This window comes from Xenorhabdus entomophaga (genome assembly GCF_037996725.1).
In the GTDB taxonomy this organism is placed as follows: domain Bacteria; phylum Pseudomonadota; class Gammaproteobacteria; order Enterobacterales; family Enterobacteriaceae; genus Xenorhabdus; species Xenorhabdus khoisanae.
The window spans coordinates 1-17,038 of the sequence record NZ_JBBMXH010000055.1; the positions used below are offsets into that span (position 1 = coordinate 1).

28 protein-coding genes are annotated in these 17,038 nt (G+C 35.1%); 24 read left to right on the top strand and 4 right to left on the bottom strand.

The genetic code is table 11. The annotated features are described in order from the left end of the window. The 5 genes from AAC854_RS12515 to AAC854_RS12535 all read left to right on the top strand — a co-directional run. A partial coding sequence (locus AAC854_RS12515; protein WP_340617384.1) for a YadA-like family protein occupies positions 1-760 on the top strand: 760 nt, incomplete at its 5' end. Positions 761-1,287: 527 nt separating this feature from the next. After that, complete coding sequence (locus AAC854_RS12520) at positions 1,288-1,653, top strand: hypothetical protein (RefSeq protein WP_340617385.1); 366 nt, start codon at positions 1,288-1,290, stop codon at positions 1,651-1,653. 105 nt (positions 1,654-1,758) lie between these two features. Then, the gene (locus AAC854_RS12525; RefSeq protein WP_340617386.1) at positions 1,759-4,065 is read left to right on the top strand and encodes a type IA DNA topoisomerase; all 2,307 of its coding nucleotides are present in this window, start codon (positions 1,759-1,761) and stop codon (positions 4,063-4,065) included. A 50-nt stretch (positions 4,066-4,115) separates the two neighbouring features. Further along, entirely contained in the window at positions 4,116-4,574 is a 459-nt protein-coding gene (locus tag AAC854_RS12530; protein WP_340617387.1) for an H-NS histone family protein, read from the top strand. Then, entirely contained in the window at positions 4,558-5,142 is a 585-nt protein-coding gene (locus AAC854_RS12535; RefSeq protein WP_340617388.1) for a DUF459 domain-containing protein, read from the top strand. Before AAC854_RS12530 ends, AAC854_RS12535 begins: the two co-directional genes overlap by 17 nt. Positions 5,143-5,502: 360 nt before the next feature. Here the strand turns inward: AAC854_RS12535 and AAC854_RS12540 are convergent, their stop codons facing one another. After that, positions 5,503-5,643 carry a hypothetical protein gene (locus tag AAC854_RS12540; protein WP_340617389.1) on the bottom strand — a complete coding sequence of 47 codons (141 nt, stop codon included), beginning with the start codon at positions 5,641-5,643 and terminating at the stop codon, positions 5,503-5,505. Between the two features lie 124 nt (positions 5,644-5,767). On the opposite strand from AAC854_RS12540, the gene AAC854_RS12545 reads away from it, so the two are divergent. The 5 genes from AAC854_RS12545 to AAC854_RS12565 all read left to right on the top strand — a co-directional run bounded on the left by AAC854_RS12545 (position 5,768) and on the right by AAC854_RS12565 (position 7,928). Continuing rightward, complete coding sequence (locus AAC854_RS12545; RefSeq protein ID WP_340617390.1) at positions 5,768-6,433, top strand: AAA family ATPase; 666 nt, start codon at positions 5,768-5,770, stop codon at positions 6,431-6,433. Between the two features lie 73 nt (positions 6,434-6,506). Continuing rightward, entirely contained in the window at positions 6,507-6,794 is a 288-nt protein-coding gene (locus AAC854_RS12550; protein ID WP_340617391.1) for a plasmid stability/partitioning protein, read from the top strand. A gap of 320 nt (positions 6,795-7,114) precedes the next feature. Further along, positions 7,115-7,324: a hypothetical protein gene (locus AAC854_RS12555; RefSeq protein ID WP_340617392.1), complete on the top strand. Its 210-nt coding sequence runs from the start codon at positions 7,115-7,117 to the stop codon at positions 7,322-7,324. A 5-nt stretch (positions 7,325-7,329) separates the two neighbouring features. After that, the gene (locus AAC854_RS12560) at positions 7,330-7,626 is read left to right on the top strand and encodes a hypothetical protein (protein ID WP_340617393.1); all 297 of its coding nucleotides are present in this window, start codon (positions 7,330-7,332) and stop codon (positions 7,624-7,626) included. 65 nt (positions 7,627-7,691) lie between these two features. Then, positions 7,692-7,928: a hypothetical protein gene (locus tag AAC854_RS12565; protein ID WP_340617394.1), complete on the top strand. Its 237-nt coding sequence runs from the start codon at positions 7,692-7,694 to the stop codon at positions 7,926-7,928. A gap of 50 nt (positions 7,929-7,978) precedes the next feature. Here AAC854_RS12565 and AAC854_RS12570 read toward each other — a convergent pair whose 3' ends face one another. The 3 genes from AAC854_RS12570 to AAC854_RS12580 all read right to left on the bottom strand — a co-directional run bounded on the left by AAC854_RS12570 (position 7,979) and on the right by AAC854_RS12580 (position 10,037). After that, positions 7,979-8,443: a DUF2726 domain-containing protein gene (locus AAC854_RS12570; RefSeq protein WP_340617395.1), complete on the bottom strand. Its 465-nt coding sequence runs from the start codon at positions 8,441-8,443 to the stop codon at positions 7,979-7,981. A 311-nt stretch (positions 8,444-8,754) separates the two neighbouring features. Beyond that, the gene (locus AAC854_RS12575; RefSeq protein WP_340617396.1) at positions 8,755-9,150 is read right to left on the bottom strand and encodes a hypothetical protein; all 396 of its coding nucleotides are present in this window, start codon (positions 9,148-9,150) and stop codon (positions 8,755-8,757) included. Next, positions 9,147-10,037, bottom strand: coding sequence for a replication initiation protein (locus AAC854_RS12580; RefSeq protein ID WP_340617397.1), 891 nt, complete (start codon positions 10,035-10,037; stop codon positions 9,147-9,149). Before AAC854_RS12580 ends, AAC854_RS12575 begins: the two co-directional genes overlap by 4 nt. 850 nt (positions 10,038-10,887) lie before the next feature. On the opposite strand from AAC854_RS12580, the gene yefM reads away from it, so the two are divergent. The 14 genes from yefM to AAC854_RS12650 all read left to right on the top strand — a co-directional run bounded on the left by yefM (position 10,888) and on the right by AAC854_RS12650 (position 17,025). After that, the gene (yefM, locus tag AAC854_RS12585) at positions 10,888-11,139 is read left to right on the top strand and encodes a YoeB-YefM toxin-antitoxin system antitoxin YefM (RefSeq protein WP_340617398.1); all 252 of its coding nucleotides are present in this window, start codon (positions 10,888-10,890) and stop codon (positions 11,137-11,139) included. Continuing rightward, complete coding sequence (locus tag AAC854_RS12590; RefSeq protein ID WP_340617399.1) at positions 11,136-11,396, top strand: Txe/YoeB family addiction module toxin; 261 nt, start codon at positions 11,136-11,138, stop codon at positions 11,394-11,396. Before yefM ends, AAC854_RS12590 begins: the two co-directional genes overlap by 4 nt. Positions 11,397-11,636: 240 nt before the next feature. After that, the gene (locus tag AAC854_RS12595) at positions 11,637-11,891 is read left to right on the top strand and encodes a hypothetical protein (RefSeq protein WP_340617400.1); all 255 of its coding nucleotides are present in this window, start codon (positions 11,637-11,639) and stop codon (positions 11,889-11,891) included. Then, entirely contained in the window at positions 11,881-12,096 is a 216-nt protein-coding gene (locus AAC854_RS12600) for a hypothetical protein (RefSeq protein ID WP_340617401.1), read from the top strand. The genes AAC854_RS12595 and AAC854_RS12600 overlap by 11 nt, the downstream gene beginning before the upstream one ends. Positions 12,097-12,166: 70 nt before the next feature. After that, positions 12,167-12,487, top strand: coding sequence for a hypothetical protein (locus tag AAC854_RS12605; protein ID WP_340617402.1), 321 nt, complete (start codon positions 12,167-12,169; stop codon positions 12,485-12,487). A gap of 113 nt (positions 12,488-12,600) precedes the next feature. Then, on the top strand, positions 12,601-12,768 hold the full coding sequence (locus tag AAC854_RS12610) for a hypothetical protein (protein ID WP_340617403.1): 168 nt from the start codon (positions 12,601-12,603) through the stop codon (positions 12,766-12,768). 70 nt (positions 12,769-12,838) lie between these two features. Beyond that, positions 12,839-13,006: a hypothetical protein gene (locus AAC854_RS12615; RefSeq protein ID WP_340617404.1), complete on the top strand. Its 168-nt coding sequence runs from the start codon at positions 12,839-12,841 to the stop codon at positions 13,004-13,006. Between the two features lie 493 nt (positions 13,007-13,499). After that, positions 13,500-14,003: a DNA distortion polypeptide 1 gene (ddp1, locus tag AAC854_RS12620; RefSeq protein ID WP_340617405.1), complete on the top strand. Its 504-nt coding sequence runs from the start codon at positions 13,500-13,502 to the stop codon at positions 14,001-14,003. A 3-nt stretch (positions 14,004-14,006) separates the two neighbouring features. Beyond that, on the top strand, positions 14,007-15,239 hold the full coding sequence (mobP1, locus tag AAC854_RS12625; protein ID WP_340617406.1) for a MobP1 family relaxase: 1,233 nt from the start codon (positions 14,007-14,009) through the stop codon (positions 15,237-15,239). Between the two features lie 72 nt (positions 15,240-15,311). Beyond that, positions 15,312-15,590 carry a helix-turn-helix transcriptional regulator gene (locus AAC854_RS12630; protein ID WP_340617407.1) on the top strand — a complete coding sequence of 93 codons (279 nt, stop codon included), beginning with the start codon at positions 15,312-15,314 and terminating at the stop codon, positions 15,588-15,590. Further along, a complete protein-coding gene (locus tag AAC854_RS12635; protein WP_340617408.1) occupies positions 15,583-15,798 on the top strand; it encodes an EexN family lipoprotein in 216 nt (71 codons plus the stop codon). Before AAC854_RS12630 ends, AAC854_RS12635 begins: the two co-directional genes overlap by 8 nt. 128 nt (positions 15,799-15,926) lie before the next feature. Beyond that, a complete protein-coding gene (locus tag AAC854_RS12640; RefSeq protein WP_340617409.1) occupies positions 15,927-16,124 on the top strand; it encodes a hypothetical protein in 198 nt (65 codons plus the stop codon). Continuing rightward, positions 16,111-16,728, top strand: a complete 618-nt coding sequence (locus AAC854_RS12645; protein ID WP_340617410.1) for a lytic transglycosylase domain-containing protein — start codon at positions 16,111-16,113, stop codon at positions 16,726-16,728. The genes AAC854_RS12640 and AAC854_RS12645 overlap by 14 nt, the downstream gene beginning before the upstream one ends. Positions 16,729-16,743: 15 nt before the next feature. Beyond that, entirely contained in the window at positions 16,744-17,025 is a 282-nt protein-coding gene (locus AAC854_RS12650; protein WP_340617411.1) for a TrbC/VirB2 family protein, read from the top strand. Positions 17,026-17,038: the final 13 nt, after the last annotated feature.

The following is a 17,038-nucleotide window of genomic DNA, read 5'->3' on the forward strand; positions in this document are numbered from 1 at the left end:
CAGCAACACCCGCACTGACCAACTGATCGCAGGCGAACGGACGACGCGGGACGCGGCGAACAAAAAATTGCAGGGCAACATTGATGCAACCAATAGAAACTTGGCATCTGGCCTCAGCGTTGAGCGCAATGAACGCACACAGGCCATCACCGACAGCAACACCCGCACTGACCAACTGATCGCAGGCGAACGGACGACGCGGGACGCGGCGAACAAAAAATTGCAGGGCAACATTGATGCAACCAATAGAAACTTGGCATCTGGCCTCAGCGTTGAGCGCAATGAACGCACACAGGCCATCACCGACAGCAACACCCGCACTGACCAACTGATCGCAGGAGAACAGGCGGCACGAATGGTCTTAGATGGTCAATTAAATAATAGAATCAATATCGAACGTAATGAACGTATTTCAGGAGATCAAAAAACGTTAGCCAGCGCGAATAATTATACCGATTGGCGTTTCAATGAATTACGTTCATATGGAGATCAAAAGATTAATTATCTCAATAATAAAATTGAACGAATTGAAAAACAATCGAATGCGGGAATTGCCAGTGTTGCCGCAATGAGTAACATTCCATATGTAAATAATTCAATATTTAGTTTTGGAGTTGGGTTGGGGCAATATAAAAATGGAAGTGCTGTTGCATTAGGAATGCAACGTAAATTAAGTGACTCTGTTAATATCAGAGCCTCAACTAGCTGGAATAATTCAGATAGTGCAGTATTTGGAGCTGGGATTAGCATAGGGTGGTAATGATAGAACTAAGGTAGAGTTCACTCTACCTAGTTAAAAATACATATCTAATTTAAAAATGGGTTTTTAATCAGAGGCATAAAATGTTAAATTACAATGAGATAAAGAGACTAAATAAATCAATATTAAATGACCATGATTTATTATCAGTTGATAAAATTATTATCACAAAAGAGAGTGCAGAACTCAGAGAGAAATTTAACTCAGGTGAATATTTACGTATCGTTATTCATTGATAAGGAAAACATCAATGAAGATATGATGCTGTTTCTTGAAAAATACGGTATGAGTGATGCAACAAAAGAAAATAACTCGTTTGAATTAACACTCAGTTTTCCGGAAATGTATTTTGGTCACTACCATATTAGATAGCATTATCATGTTATATGCTGAATTTTTTTTGGGGGGATTATGTTTGATTTTATGTTTGGTATGTTTTTTTTAGCTTTGTTACTGAGTATTTTCTTTTTTATTATTGGTTTTTATGTAAAAAATAAACGGCATTAACTTTAGATAAGGATTAGAAAATGATTTCAAATGAAAAAAAAGAGTTATTGATTGATTTTTTATTGGGGGGCTGTTCATTTATATTGGACATTCTAAATGAAATTATGACTGTGGTACTTGTTTTGCCAAAAATATTTTTTTTATCATGTGTGGCATATCTGATATATCAGCCTGAAATGATAAAATATATAAACGTTGATTTGGCTATCACAATATTAACATTAATAAATGTTAATATTACTCCTTTACTTCAATTGTTTTTGTCTTTTGTTCTGATGTCTTTGCTTTTTCGTTATTTATTAGGTATAAAAAAATTCATACTAGGATGTTTCATTTTGGATTTATCTAAAAGATATAGTAACAAAGTAAAAAATAGCGAGGAATGATTCAACCGTTGGTAAAAAATCAATGGCGGGGTTAGTCCCGCCTTTTAAACGGTAATTATAATTTTAGATCTTAACCTTGAATTTAATTTCAAATGAGGTGAATTTATGAAACTTTTTATTGCAGAAAAACCGTCATTAGCAAAAGCCATTTTTGAAGGGCTTGGTGGAAACCCTAGCACAGAAAAGAAAAACGGTTATTTTCAACATGGCTCTAACGTTGTAACTTGGTGTTATGGTCACATGCTCGAACTTAGCGATCCTCAAGATTATGATGAAAAATATGCAAGCTGGCGTTTCAGTGATTTGCCTATCAAAACTATTTTTCCGCCTACCTATAAAGTCAAAAAAGAATCAGCGGATCAGACAAAAATTATTTTGTCTCTAATTGAACAGGCTAAAAGTATTGTACATGCTGGCGATCCGGATGAAGAAGGCTGTTTACTGGTTGATGAAATTTTAGGTTATGCGCGTAACACTAAGCCGGTTGAACGCCTTTTAATTGCAGATCTTAATTTAGCGCCGGTACAAAAATCACTGGCTAATATGCAACCAAATGAAAAGTTTCGGGGTATGTCAAATAGTGCATTATCCCGCGCCCTACTCGATCAAAGTTTCGGTTATAATCTTACCCGTGGCTGTACTTTAAAAGGTCAGGAAAAAGGCTATCAGGGCGTTTTAAACGTAGGTCGTGTACAAAGTGCAGTGCTCGGATTAGTAAATATGAGAACCCTAGCGAATCAGAACCACAATGAAAGTTTTTATTATGACATTTACGCTTCAATTCAGGTGAACGGGCATCGAATTAAGGCTAAATATCAAACGACTGACAATAACCAGATTGATGATAAAAGACGTTTAATTTCTGATGTTCAAGCGCGGCATATAGCAGAAACAGTTTCAGGCAAAGATGCTAAAGTTACTATTGCTGCAACAAATACAGAAAATACCAAACCGCCTATGCCGCTTAATCTTTCAACTTTACAGCAAATTTGTGCAAAACGATTCGGCTATACGGCTAAAGAAACGTTAGATATTATGCAGGGTTTATATGAAACACATAAACTGTTGACATATCCGCGCACGGATAACCGTTATTTGTCTGATGAGCATTATTATCAGGCGGGTGATATCGCTGCTGCTATCAGTGCTACAATGCCGGAATTAGTGGCGGCGGCGGCTGAAATGGATAAAGGACAAAAACATAAGGCTTTCAATGCAAAAAAAATTGAAGCACATCATGCTATTGTGCCAACCACTAAAAACGGTGCAAATATCCAGTTAACAGAAAAAGAAAAAAATGTATATCGCCTTGTTTCAATTTACTACATCGGTTTATTTTATCCGGATGCAATACGTGATAAAACCAAAGTACATTTTGATATAAAGGGCAATACATTTACAGCAACGCAAAGCGGGTTAGTGCAAAAAGGTTGGGAATCATTAGGTAAAGATAATGATGATGAAGATAACGCTAAAGTAGATTTTGATTTATCAACACTGAAATTTAATGATGATGGTTTATGTGAATCTGCTTTTGTGGACAAAAAACCGGCATTACCGCCAAAATATTTTACGGAATCAACATTGCTTGCAGCAATGACCCGCGCTGCTAAATTCATAGATGATCAGGGATTACGGAAAGCTCTTGAAGCAAAAGATGAGGGAAGCACAGATCAGGGCAGTATAGGAACGGAAGCAACCAGGGCTGGCATTCTTGATAAATTGGCGGCTAATACCGGCTTAATTTCAATCGAGAAAGAAAAAGGCTATTCAGAGCTTGTCTGGAAAACGACAAAGCAAGGTCAGGAGTTTTGTGCTGCTTTACCGGATGAAGTTACAAAACCAGATATATCTGCTCTGTGGGCTGAAAAACAGTCTAAAATAAAAAATGGTGAACTTGCTGTATCTGATTTTATTGAAGAAACAGATTATTATATCAGTGATCTTATCAGTAATCTTGATAAAAATGGTATTAACATTTCATCAAATTCCGCATTATGTCCTGTTTGTAATACTGGTTTTTTGCGCAGACGTAAAAGTCAAAATGGTTTCTTTTGGGGCTGCTCATGCTATCCTGAATGTAAAACCACTTTCCCTGATAAAAATGGTCAGCCTGTAACAGAAAAACAAAATGAGGGGGCTATATCTCGTTTAAACGTAATGTGCCCTACATGTAATAATGAAATATTGATCAGACCAAAAGGATTTTTTTGTGCTGGTTGTGAGTTTAAAATATGGTCTGAATTTTGCGGTAAAAAATTAACACAAAATCAGGTGGAAAAAATTATCAAGGATGGAAAATCAAATCTGATTAAAGGATTTAAATCAAAAGCAGGTAAACCTTTTGATACGGAACTTATCTTAGAGGATAGAAAAACTGGAAAACTAGGTTTTCCAGAAAGAAAAAAGTAACTATACTTTACTAAGTTAGGTAATGATTATTTCAATAAATGAGGTATGAAATGAAAGAATTAACAAAAGATGAAGAATATCAAATCACTTCTAATCATCTTAGCGGGTTAACTAGCTTACGAAGATTTGCACAAACAAAAGATTTTGAGTGGCTAGAAGATGTTTGCAATAAACTAAAAGGCATTGTTGAAGAAAAGCGTGAAGCATTTGAACTTGCAAAATTGGAAGCAGAAGAACGTGAAAATAAAAGACAAAAGGCAATTAAGCTGATTGAAGAAATGGGATTTAGTATTGAGTCATTATCTGAACCAGTGACGGCAGAAACAAGAAAAATACGGAAAAGTAAAAAAAACAAAGCCCCTAAATATCGCTTCACCGACCCAACAACAGGAGAGATTGATACATGGTCAGGTATTGGCAGAATGAAAAAAGGGTTGCAATCTCTTATAAATGATGGTCATTCATTGGATCAATATTTAATTGATGATAAAAATGAAAACAATCAGTAAATTTTTATCATCATTATTAATTGCTATTCCCTTAATAGGGAATAGCAAGCCTCTTTTTATAGGTGATTCTCTTACTTATCCGTTGGCTATCAGCTACAAAAAAATCGCGCCTATAGATGCTAAATTTTTAGAAAGTACAGGCTTAAATTCACAGACATTATTAGATTGGCAAAATTACATAAATGAAATTGATTTACGCAGTTATGACACTATTTATATAGTATTAGGAACAAACGACCACATTCAAAAAAAAGATATACACACATATCAATTAAAAATTGAAAATTTCATAAAAAAAATAAAGCAACAAAATAAAAATATCGTTTGGGTTTTACCACCTACATTAGAAAATAATCAAAAAAATACCCTTTTGAATAACACAAGAACAGCAATAAAAGCCGCAGCAAATAATCAGGGTATTGCTACTATTGATATGAGAAAACTACTAGGGATGAAATACAGCGAAAAAATACAGGGGATCACGGTCAGGACTGCTGACGGAATCCACATAACAGCGCAGGGGGCTGATTTGGTTGTTAGTGAATTGGTGCGTGTACGTAAAATCTGATGGGTAATGCCCCTGCTATTTTTTAAGATTTCACGTAGCGCACTAAATATTTTATATCATTCAAAAATTCTAAACTACTTTTTTTCTTAATCAATCCCGATAACTAATTGTAAAATAAAAAAACACTGAAACACCGGCGCCACTATTTTCTAGATGGCCAGTGCGGTTATCAGCTGCGATCGCATCAAATTAGTTGAACTAATTTAGTTACAACATGTTTAAAATTTTAATTGCGTAGCGCACCCCTCTAATGAACAGTTATGTTAAATCGCCCACTTTAGCCAATCTTTTCGCGGTTACAACGTCACAGCACCAGTAAGCCCGCAAAAGATCACCTGATTGCCCGGCAAAACTCAAAAATTACCAAAGATAACCGATCACCAAATTTCTCATTCCCTGCCATTCTTTTAACAAATAATTAACACAAATAATTTCAGGCCATTTTTGCGTTAAAGCCCCCTGTTTTGGTGACTCTTGTTTTTTTATTTCTATGTTAACCATTGATTAATCAAAATAGATTAATCAATGATTTTCTTTTATTGACATCTCAAAGATTAATCAACTATGATTAATCAAAGATATATCATTTATGATTATTCATTAGAAGATCACAGGAGATTAAGCAATGATTATTGTTTTTGGTTCAAATAAAGGCGGTGTAGGAAAAACAACTATCGCGGCGAATGCTGCTGTCATGCTACAACAAAAAACAGCGTCCGTTGTACTGGTTAGAACGGACAAAAACAAAGATCTGGACACATGGCAAAACTTTAGAAATGAGCAATCAGTGCCAAATATTACTATCATGTCCTGTTATGGTAGCAATATTCATAAAGAAATAGAGAAATTACATGGCATCACAGATGTGATCCTAGTTGATACTGCCGGACATGATAGTGTTGAACTTCGTAGTTCCTTACTTGTTGCCGATTTTTTTATTGCGCCGGTTAATCCTGAAGTGATGCTTGAAGTGGTTACACTAAATAAACTATCGGCTATCGTAACAGAGGCAAAAAGGGAAAATCCTAATCTAAAAGCATTTACACTATTAAATCGCTGTCCTACATCTTCATTTAACAATGATGCTAGCAAAGTCGCTCAATACCTCAAAGAAGATCCGTTACTTCTTACTCCATTTAAAACCCGAATTTCCGCTCTGAAAGCGTTTATTAAGGCCATTAACGATGGTTTAGGGGTTCACGAACTCAAGGGAAAAAATGTTGGCACAGCAAAAGCACAACTTGAACTTTTATTTAATGAAATAATAGAGTTATCAAAAGATAATCAATGATTAATCATTGACTTTGACAATCATTGATTAATCAATTATGATTAGTCAATGATTAGCAAATAAAGAGATTATTATGGATAACAGCTTCATTTCTAAACTGAAAAAACATGCTCCCGTAATTAAGCTGTCAGAAGAAAAAACAGTCAATGAGTTTATTGCGCAAGGCGATAAAAAACCCACAAAAAAACCAGAGTCCGTAATGGTTGGTTTTCGAATGGATGAGGAAACTCTAACCCGTTTGGACGGACTTACAAACGGGTTAGGCAAGAAACGTATTACTATTTTACGAGCTTCATTACTGGCTTTTGAGTCCTTATCTCCAAGCGATAAAGCTAAATATCTAATAGAGGTAATGAAATGAATTCCACAAATGGGCTTGGTGACGATGAAGATGAACTGGGAAATACATTGTTCGCCTAAATTAGCCCGCTATGGAAAATTTCGCTGAATTGGTCGCAATACCCCAGTTAAAAAGCGGGATGTTATATGTTGGGTACATAGGAGGCAACTAATGACAAATGTGGGGTATTTGGCTTTTCAACAGGCATCGTAAATCTGTAGCTTATGATTGCAGATCATGAATTTTATATCCAGCTTATTTGCTGCGTGGTGAAAAACCCCCGAAATAAATAGACGACATAAACGGAAACAACAAAGCGCATATCTAATTGAGGTGATGAAATGAAAGTAAGATACAAAGATATTAGTCATGATGTACCGCGAACAACACAAGAAAAAATTGATGACTGGTTAAACAGTAATAAAGATCACATTCAAATTATAAACATCGAAACCTTAATGACAATAGAAGAAAAAGGACGTTTAGGTTATTTAAAACCAAATTATATACGAATATGGTATTATGAAAAAAGTGATATAGTAGGGAAATAAATAAGATGAATCTAAACAAAATAAACCTATCCCCAGAGCAGGCAAGATTTGCAGAAATGGTTAGTGAATATCCCCGTTTAGCGGGGTTATGGGACTGGCAACGCCGTGAATTAAAAATGATATTGTGGGAGAACGAAAAAAAATTAATGAGTCATAGTGAAATAATACTTGCTCAATTTTTTATATCTATCTGGACGCAACAATATACGTTTGAATTTGATTTGATAAAAGCAGCATCACTCCTAGATAAGAAAGCGCGTCAGTTGATAGCTAGCTGGATTTTAGAACCGTTCTGGCCGTAAAGACTATTATGTTGAAAACTAAAGTAGACTCCAATATTTGAAAAACACATAACAAAGGTCACAATATGAGTATTTATCTCAAAGGACTTAATAATAACAGATATCAATTTGCCCGTAGTTCTGTAACTCAAGAAACTAAAGAAAAACTCATTCACATGATCAAAAAATGCTCAGGAAAACATGAATTACTTGCCGAAGATATTATCGAATTGATATTGGTTGCTCGAAATGATCCTGACGGTTTTCGGGCAGTGAGTAAGCTTCTAGATAACCTAAAAGATGCCTATGATTCAATGGATTAATGTATTAATGTATTAGTATTTAAGGCGATTATCATTAGAGGATTAATTTATTAGTCCTCTTTTAAATATTCTGATATCACACCATTGGTTTCTATATCAATCACATCTTTTAAGATGGTAAATTTAACATTTACTAACTCACAAATTCTTTCTGTATAACTTAATTTTTTTTCGTAGAACGCTGTTCTGGTGGTAGGCTCAATCAAAATCACTGCTATAACATTTCTATCATCATTAATAATGATGATATCAGTTGTTATATTTTGGATTTCAAGAATAAGACGTTTTTGTTCATCAATATCACCGACAGGATTCAAAAATTCAAGTAACCTGACCTTTGGTAAAACCTGATAGTTACTTTTAATTTCATTTTTAAGATAAGTATAAATTTCTTGCTGTTTATCAGCCAACAATGGTTTAGCTGTAAAACAATCATTTGCAAAAAAGACTAAGAATTCATTCTTTCCCACCCTCACATACTCATCATCTGATTTTTTTTTATTTGTGAAAAACATACAATTACCCCTAAAAAATAGAGCCAGCGGCAGGCTCAGACAAAAACGTGTTTTTGGACAATCTACTGTAAAATGATATCATTTTACAGTAGATTGTCTATCCTGCATTGATGTTACTACACTTATCCATCAAATCCACATCCGAAACAGCCAGTGCCGCTTTGACCCAACAAGGGCAAAAGCAAACGGGGGGCGAAAAGCGCTCGCAAGAGGGCGATTTGAGGTTGTGGAGTTCGTGGGTAAGTGTTTTTTATTTTGACTGGCTCAACGCCGGGTAAAACAAAAAATCTTTTTGGTGTTCGCTGCATACATTAACCCTTAGCGACTTTGAATAGCTTAAATGGGTATCTGCTTTCAATCCAGTGATTGAGTAGTATATCAGAGTTGCCTGTAATTCCTAGAGCAATCCAGCACAAACAAACAACATAACCACTTAAACCGGAATCCATAAAATAGAAAATACTCAACCCTGTAGCGACTACACCGCCAATCAACAAAATCAGCCATTTTAAAGCACTAAAGATACTTAAAGGAACAATCACGACCACATACAATATTATTGCTAATACGTAACGAAGCGTTAAAGAAATCCGTGATAAATAATTTTCATCTCCGTTTGGTAGATTGTCATTGTGGTAGTTATCATCATTTACAGAAACATTATTTTCTTTTTTGTTAAAAGAAACATGATAGATATTATTTTTCATAAAGCACCATCCATTTTTTCAAAAAATTCATTTTCTTCTTCCGTAAATGAAGAAAATTCATTATCCATACCTGAATAGACATCTTCATTTACAATAAAATAAAAAGTCACACCAACTACACGCCGCCCTTCTTTTTTCGTTTCAAATTCAAGATGAGTTATTTCTGTTTTATTTTTTATTTCTTTTACAGCTTTATTAATGACATCACGCCTAAAGATAGGAAATTCTGGATATTTATATTCAATATCTCCATTTTCATTAAACCCATAAGCTATTATTTCATCCTTGAGATCATTAATTTCTATATAGAAATCATTTTTTGATTTGAATTTTGAATAATTCTTTCTGATCAGTTGATATAATGCCGATGAGTACAATCCACTTAGTTTAACACTTGATGATAGTAACTGTGTTGTAAATTTATTTTTTTTCCCTATGAGACTTGATATGTAAGGCTCAATAACTCTAGAAAATTTCAGATCTAAATATCCGTCATTATCAAAATAAGCGCAATAATCAGTTATTGATAAATCAATATCTGATGGTTTATTTTTTTCAGTGTATGGCAAATCTAAGTCTTTAGCTAAAACAACTAAATCATCACCTGTTAACGATAAACTACTAGATATTAATTGCTTGGCTCCCTCTTTCAACTGTCTAAATGCAACTGATTTTGAAATATCAGCAATCTTTGCAAGTTCATCACCTCTTATTCTGAATACAGTACCTTTCTCTATTGGATTTTTACTATCAACAGGAGCTAGAGCCATATAAACAACTCTCTTTGCTGGCAATGGTAATTGTGCCAACGTTTTATTTAATTCATTTCTATGTCTAATCTTAGTCTTTTTCGATATATTCATTTCATCACTCAATGACTGTAGCAATAAACATATCCTGATTATAACACCATATACATGAGAAGCAATTTTTTTCTCTCATGGTTCGTGACATATCCTCTCATGGTTGAATGGCGGAAAGCTACCGATTCCACAAACCAGTGACATATCCTCTCATGGTTCGTATGAAAAACAAAAGATACAGCTAAGATACAGCTAAGATACAAATAAAATCCATTAACTATCTGATATAGATTATTTTTTCTTTTTTATGTGGATATTGTGACATATCCTCTCATGGTTCGTGACATATCCTCTCATGGTTCGTGACATATCCTCTCATGGTTCGTGACATATCCTCTCATGGTTCGTGACATATCCTCTCATGGTTCGTGACATATCCTCTCATGGTAAAATTAATTAATTATTATATTTCAATTAATTACAATCATCACAAGTTTTTAAGTTTTAAAGAAAAAAAAGAAAAAAGAAGTTATTTAACCTTTTGGCGTTGTGGATAACTCAGAGAAACTTTCAGAGTGATCAAATTAAAATTTCGGGAGTACCTGCTCATATCGACAATACGGAAATTACGCTTCCTCGCTTTTTCTGTTCGTTCCTCGTCGCTTTGCTCCTGCGGTACGCCTCAGAAAAAGACTGCGGCGAGCGTTGCGGTCACGGTCACTTCAAAATTTTTTATTCTTTTAAGTCCCTCAATGCACGCTAACAGATTTTCTCATCCTCATAAGGTTTCTTTGTCAGTAAGAATAAGAATTGCATATAGGCCGTTTTACGGCGTTTCTAGATGATGGTTATAAATAAAACAAAAACTGTACTTATATCTGTACTTGTTAATAGGCTGGTGTATAATTGTTCATATCAACACGAGGATATACACATGAAAACAGTAAACTATACCGAAGTACGTAATAACTTAACGTCAATCATGAATGAGAGTATTGATGACCGAATTCCTATTTTAATCACACGGCAGCAGGGTGTTCCCTGTGTTCTCATGTCTTACGATGAATATCAGGCATTAGAAGAAACAGCCTATCTTTTGCGCTCTCCAGCTAATGCTCGTCATTTAATGAATTCTATTGATGCACTAAACAATGGCAAAGGTACTAAAAGGGAAATTCAGGAATGAGTCTAATTTTTACAGATGAATCCTGGGAGGATTATCTATACTGGCAACAAACAGATAAAAAAATGGTTAAGCGCATTAACGACCTAATCAAAGATATCAAAAGAACGCCATTTACCGGAAAAGGAAAACCAGAGCCATTAAAACACAATTTCAGTGGTTTTTGGTCGAGGCGAATCACAGAGGAGCACAGACTTGTTTATAGAATCACTGAAAACAATTTAGAAATAGCATCGTGTCGTTATCACTATCATTACTAAATAATTAGGAAAACATTATGAGTAAAAATATTTTTCTTTTGTCTTCGACCGTCCGGCTTTCGAGCCGTTGACAGTTTCGTTAAGGGCAGGCTTTGCAGGGAGGGAGGGGTTCCGTTCCCTTGATTCAGTCCCCCTTTTTTATCGGCAAATCAACATCAGCTTTTTTCTTGGCTTTCGTGGGTTGCCTTACATGCCCTTTAGGGCATAAAGGCGCTATTTTTTTAATAATAGAGAGGGTTAATGACTAGCACTATTGTGAGAAAAAAAAATAAAGGTAATCATTCTTATGTGATAGTTGTTGTTGAAAATGAATCAGAACGTAAATTTAAGGTTATTAAATACGTTAAAACAAGAGTGAAAGAAAAAAAAGGAAAAACAAAAAGAGTAATCGTTTTTGATGACGTGTTTAATTTTGAGCAAGTCATGATGCTTGATGATGGTATCTTAAAAGAATGTATTCAAGAAATTGCTAATGGTGGGTTAAATGAAGAATAAACCAACTCCAGAACAAGTAAAACAGGCTAGGATAGCAGCGGGATTAACTTTGAAAGAGGTCGCTGAGATATTCGGCTATCAATTAAATTCATGGCAGCAAAAAGAAAGTGCCGGAAAAATAACTCGAACTTTAACGGTAGGTGAATATAAATATTTATTATTGCTAGCTGGTTCACACCCTGAATACGAAATAGTGAAGAAATAAACTTGCAATACCTGCGAATGCAGGTATGATTAAATCATCGAAAGGCAATATTTTTATCTAAGGTTTTTTTATGAAAAACTTACCGCATAGGGAAAAAGTAATTATCACAAATTTAATAGATTCTATATTATCTAACAATGAATTAGCTATTTGCGTCCGTGACGAAGAATGTGTTGCAGTAAAAACCACGAGAAACAAAGAAAAAATATTATCAGCAATTGGTGATACTGAATTAACAATTTTGAAAGTTAAACGGTTAACTGGAAATAAAACAGAAAAAAATTTTCCAGAAGTTGAGGAACTAGGCTACATTCTACTTGTACATGGTAATGGAGATGGTGTTATTAGTGATTACACAGAATCACTTCGTGGAATGTTTGGTTTATCCTAATAAATGAAAAATAAAAGTAAACCTGCGATACTTGCAAATGCAGGTGTAATTAAATCATCGAAAGAGAAATAGACCCTCTTTCCTCCAAAGCCCAAACTGGGCGGGATCTAAAAATGAAAAAATTTGAAATTAGATTTCATGCAGAAAATAAAAATCAACTTCATGTTAATTTAACTATGATTGTTGAGGGTAAAAACGAACAAGAAGCAGGTTTGTTTTTTAATAAATTTCATGCCGGAAAAGACTATAAAATAGATCGAATCAAAGAAATCGTAGCGTAATAAAAAAAGCGTGAGGGTGCTGGTACACCCTTACGCTAAATGACATTGTATGTAATAGGAATATAATAAAATGTCTGAACGTATGATATCAGCAATAAGATCTCTTGCAAAGGGCGAGAAAACAACAATTCCCATTATGAAGTTTTCCGAATTCTCAAGTTTTATAAATGAAGTAATAAAGGCAAAAGAACAGGAGGAAAATCTCATTAACCACAGAGCAGAAAATTCCCCGCTATAATGCGGGGTTTTTTTATGCCCTAAAGGGCATGTAAGGCAACCCACGAAAGCCAAGAAAAAAGCTGATGTTGATTTGCCGATAAAAAAGGGGGACTGAATCAAGGGAACGGAACCCCTCCCTCCCTGCAAAGCCTGCCCTTAACGAAACTGTCAACGGCTCGAAAGCCGGACGGTCGAAGACAAAAGAACGCTACGGTAAACACCAAAAAGATTTTTTGTTTTACCCGGCGTTGAGCCAGTCAAAATAAAAAACACTTACCCACGAACTCCACAACCTCAAATCGCCCTCTTGCGAGCGCTTTTCGCCCCCCGTTTGCTTTTGCCCTTGTTGGGTCAAAGCGGCACTGGCTGTTTCGGATGTGGATTTGATGGATAAGTGTAGTAACATCAATGCAGGATAGACAATCTACTGTAAAATGATATCATTTTACAGTAGATTGTCCAAAAACACGTTTTTGTCTGAGCCTGCCGCTGGCTCTCTAACTGGTGATTTTATGAAACAAATTATTTTTAGATTGAGTAATGACGACTATGTAAGAGCTAATGTTAATGCGTTAGCTAAAGGATTTGATAATGTTAATACATTTGCTAAATACTCTGTTTTAGATTGTGATGTTGTGCTATCTGAAATTGAAGTTAAAAATGAAGCGTCAAAACAAGTATCAGTGTCATTGTATCCACATGAAATTGTATTGTTAGAACGTAATGCAAAACTGCATGGTATGAGTTTAAGCAGAGAGATAGCTATACGTTTACGCCAATCTTGTTTGAAAAATGAAACGTGTCTTTATCCTCAAGAATTAAATGAATTGAAAAAACTATCAACTTCTATTGATAGAATTGGGCGAAATATTCATTTCATTATTAAAGGTGAACGTTTTTGTACAGTCAATGATCCTGAATTTAGAAGAGAAATAGTTGAGGTTGTCAATTTATGTAAGAATATTGATTCAAAAATAGAATTATTGATTAGTAGTGTTGCGAATAGGTTCGGGTGATTTATGGGTATTTTTATTGAAAAAGAATATAGGGGAAAAAAGGCAAGGGGAAATGAGCGTGATCCTAAATCTAAATCTCGGATATCATCACGACAAAATCATGCCAGCCGTTCCGCATTAAATCATAAAGTTAAAACAGGTAATAAACCTCAAAGTCCAACATGGAAACCGTCTAAGGAAGTTACTGTTAAATTTACTGGTTCAGGAAAAACAGCAAGAGGGATTAAAGGCGGTATTGATTATATTACAAGGGATGGAGAGTTAGATGCTTTTTGTTATGATGGAAATGGTAATGAGCAGATTGGTGCCGGAAAAGATTTTAATAAAGAGTTTACTGCAACTCTTTCAAAAGGAAATGATTACGACAAAAAATATCGTGGAGAAAATATTGATCATGTAAAAAATATGGTTTTTTCACCGCCACCTGAAACTAATGTAAGTAAAGAGGATGCGTTAAGAGCTACAACAGAATTTTTAAAAGAAAAATATCCTAATCATGCTTTTGTTGCGGTCTATCATGATGACAAAGAAAAACACCCTCATGTGCATGTGAATTTTAAATTACGAGATGAAGAAACAGGAAAACGATTGCGTTTAACAAAAGCAGAAACACGAGGATTTCGGCATGGTTTTTGTCGCCAGCTTGAGGGAATGGGATATGACGTAACAGCAACATATAAAAATGATCCAGAGAGGAAAAAGGAAATAGAACGTCTGCAAAAAGAAAATAGACCTCGTATGAGAAACACATACAAAGTGGTTGCATTTGGTGAAACTGAATATCAAAATAAATCCGGTGGAAAAAGAACGCCTTTTTTGACATATGAAACTTTAAACGGTGGAAAGCAAATTACAATATGGGGTAAAGATTTAAAAAATCACTTTGAAAGGGAAAAACTTAGAGAGGGAAGTTTAGTAAAAATTAAAAAACTTGATCCTACGCTGATTCGCAGTCCTATGTTTAATGATGATGGTTCTATTTCAGGCTATAAAGAAACTAAACGCAATAACTGGCATATAGAAAATATGGGTGTAGATAGATCGCGGAAGAACGAAGCAAAAAAAGAAATTACCCATGTGCATGATGATAAATCTATAAACACGCAATTAGAAAGAAAACACGAACATCAGCACAATATTGGTTTTGCATTAGAGAATGGAATTACAAGAGATTCACCAGAACATAAAAAAATGAAACGTGAACAAGAGAGAAGCTGGAAAGGGATTGGTTTTTAACTTTCAGCGTAGGCGACCAAAGCGGCTACTTTGACCGCCTACTAACCACAACAACCTGCATGAGAGGTCACTATGACTAAGGATAATGCTACTTACATATCACGTAATTTTCAAATATTTGAGGGAAAAAAATTAAGTCAACAACAATGTGAGATAGCAGTGCGCTACGCTTTAGGGGAAACTACTGACGAAATTGGAGAAAATTTAGGCATTACATCATCTGGTGTAAGAAAGGAATTAGCGGTTGCTCGCGGTGCTTTTGGGGGTGTTAGCTCGTCTTGTCTGCGGTCTATTATCTTCATGAGAATACTTTGTCATTTGTCTATCAGTAAGGAATGTTTAAATGTTTAGAGTAATAATTGTTGCTGCTGCGTTATTGTTATCAGCATGTGATGAAGAAACTAAGTCCGTTGATTGGTGGAGAAATCATCCAGATGAAGCAATAAAGCAATCTCAAGAGTGTAAGACAAGCGGATCTGACTCTGATAACTGTAAGAACGCTAAAGTCGCACTGCACCGTAACCAACAGCAAGATGCCCCTATACCAACTTTTGAATAGCAAATAAATTCAGATAGCATCTTAGGAAGAGCAACTCCCTTTTTGGGAGGTGCTCTTTTTTTTGTGTATGAGATATTAACGAAATCTTATCAAGAGCCGGTTACGGATCGTTTTTTTGCGAAGGTGATATGAATAACAACAATGATGATACTGATAACGATGGCTCGGCGCACCTGACGGTTAAACTCCCTGCGGAGTTAAATCGGTTTTTGATCAGTGATGCTAAAGATTCGTTAAGAACAAAGAAAAATCAAGCTCTGTATGCGTTAAATTGGTATATGGAGTGCTGCAAACTTAAACAAAATGGAGGTAATGACAGTGATTAATATACTTCCGTCTTTATTGCTATGTGCTGCATCGGTACATCCCGACACAATCAATGATATTGCAAAAGTAGAAAGTGGGTTTAATCCCTACGCGATTGCAGAAATAGTATCTAAAGATAAGGTAGTTAGTCATTTACCAAACAATAAAAATAATGCTTTGCTAATTTTGGAGCGTTTGAAACAAAATAATGCAAGATATTCAGTTGGTCTGATGCAAATATATTCCGGAAATTTTAAAGGATACAATATAAGCGCGGAAGAAATGCTTGATCCGTGTGAAAATCTTAAAATATTTGAAAAAATATTACTCGACTGTTATCTGCGTGGCGGCAGTTTAAAAAATGCACTCAGTTGTTATTACTCCGGAAATTTTGAAACCGGAAATAAAAAAGAATCACAGTTCGCCAACACCAGTTATATAGAAAGAATTGGTTATAAAAATAATGCACAAACTTATAAAGTTCCTAGCACGAAAGAAGAAAAAAAAGGGGGGGGATTTAAGGAAATAATCGAGATGTCAAAGGAAGCAGTAATTTATCCAGATAGTTTATTAAAATCCTCATTCATTGAGGAAGAAATGCCTAGCAAATATATTCGATATTAAATTTAAGGGTTCTTTATGAAAATTAAAAAATGGCTTAATAATAAGCTGCTGACCATGTTCGCCTTTTTATTCGCAACTCCGGCTTTTGCTAATGGGTTCTCAGCCGCGGAAGGCTTGCTCGAAAAAGTAAAAGCTGGTTTAAGTGGGCTTGCCGTCGTTACAGTAACTATTGCTGTTTTCTGGGTTGGTTATAAGGTGCTATTCGGTGGCAGTACGTTACGCGAATGTGCGCCAATTATAATTGGTGGAATAGTTATTGCGTCAGCGGCAGAAGTTGCTTCAATGATGGTTGGTTAACACTAAAGGGGCA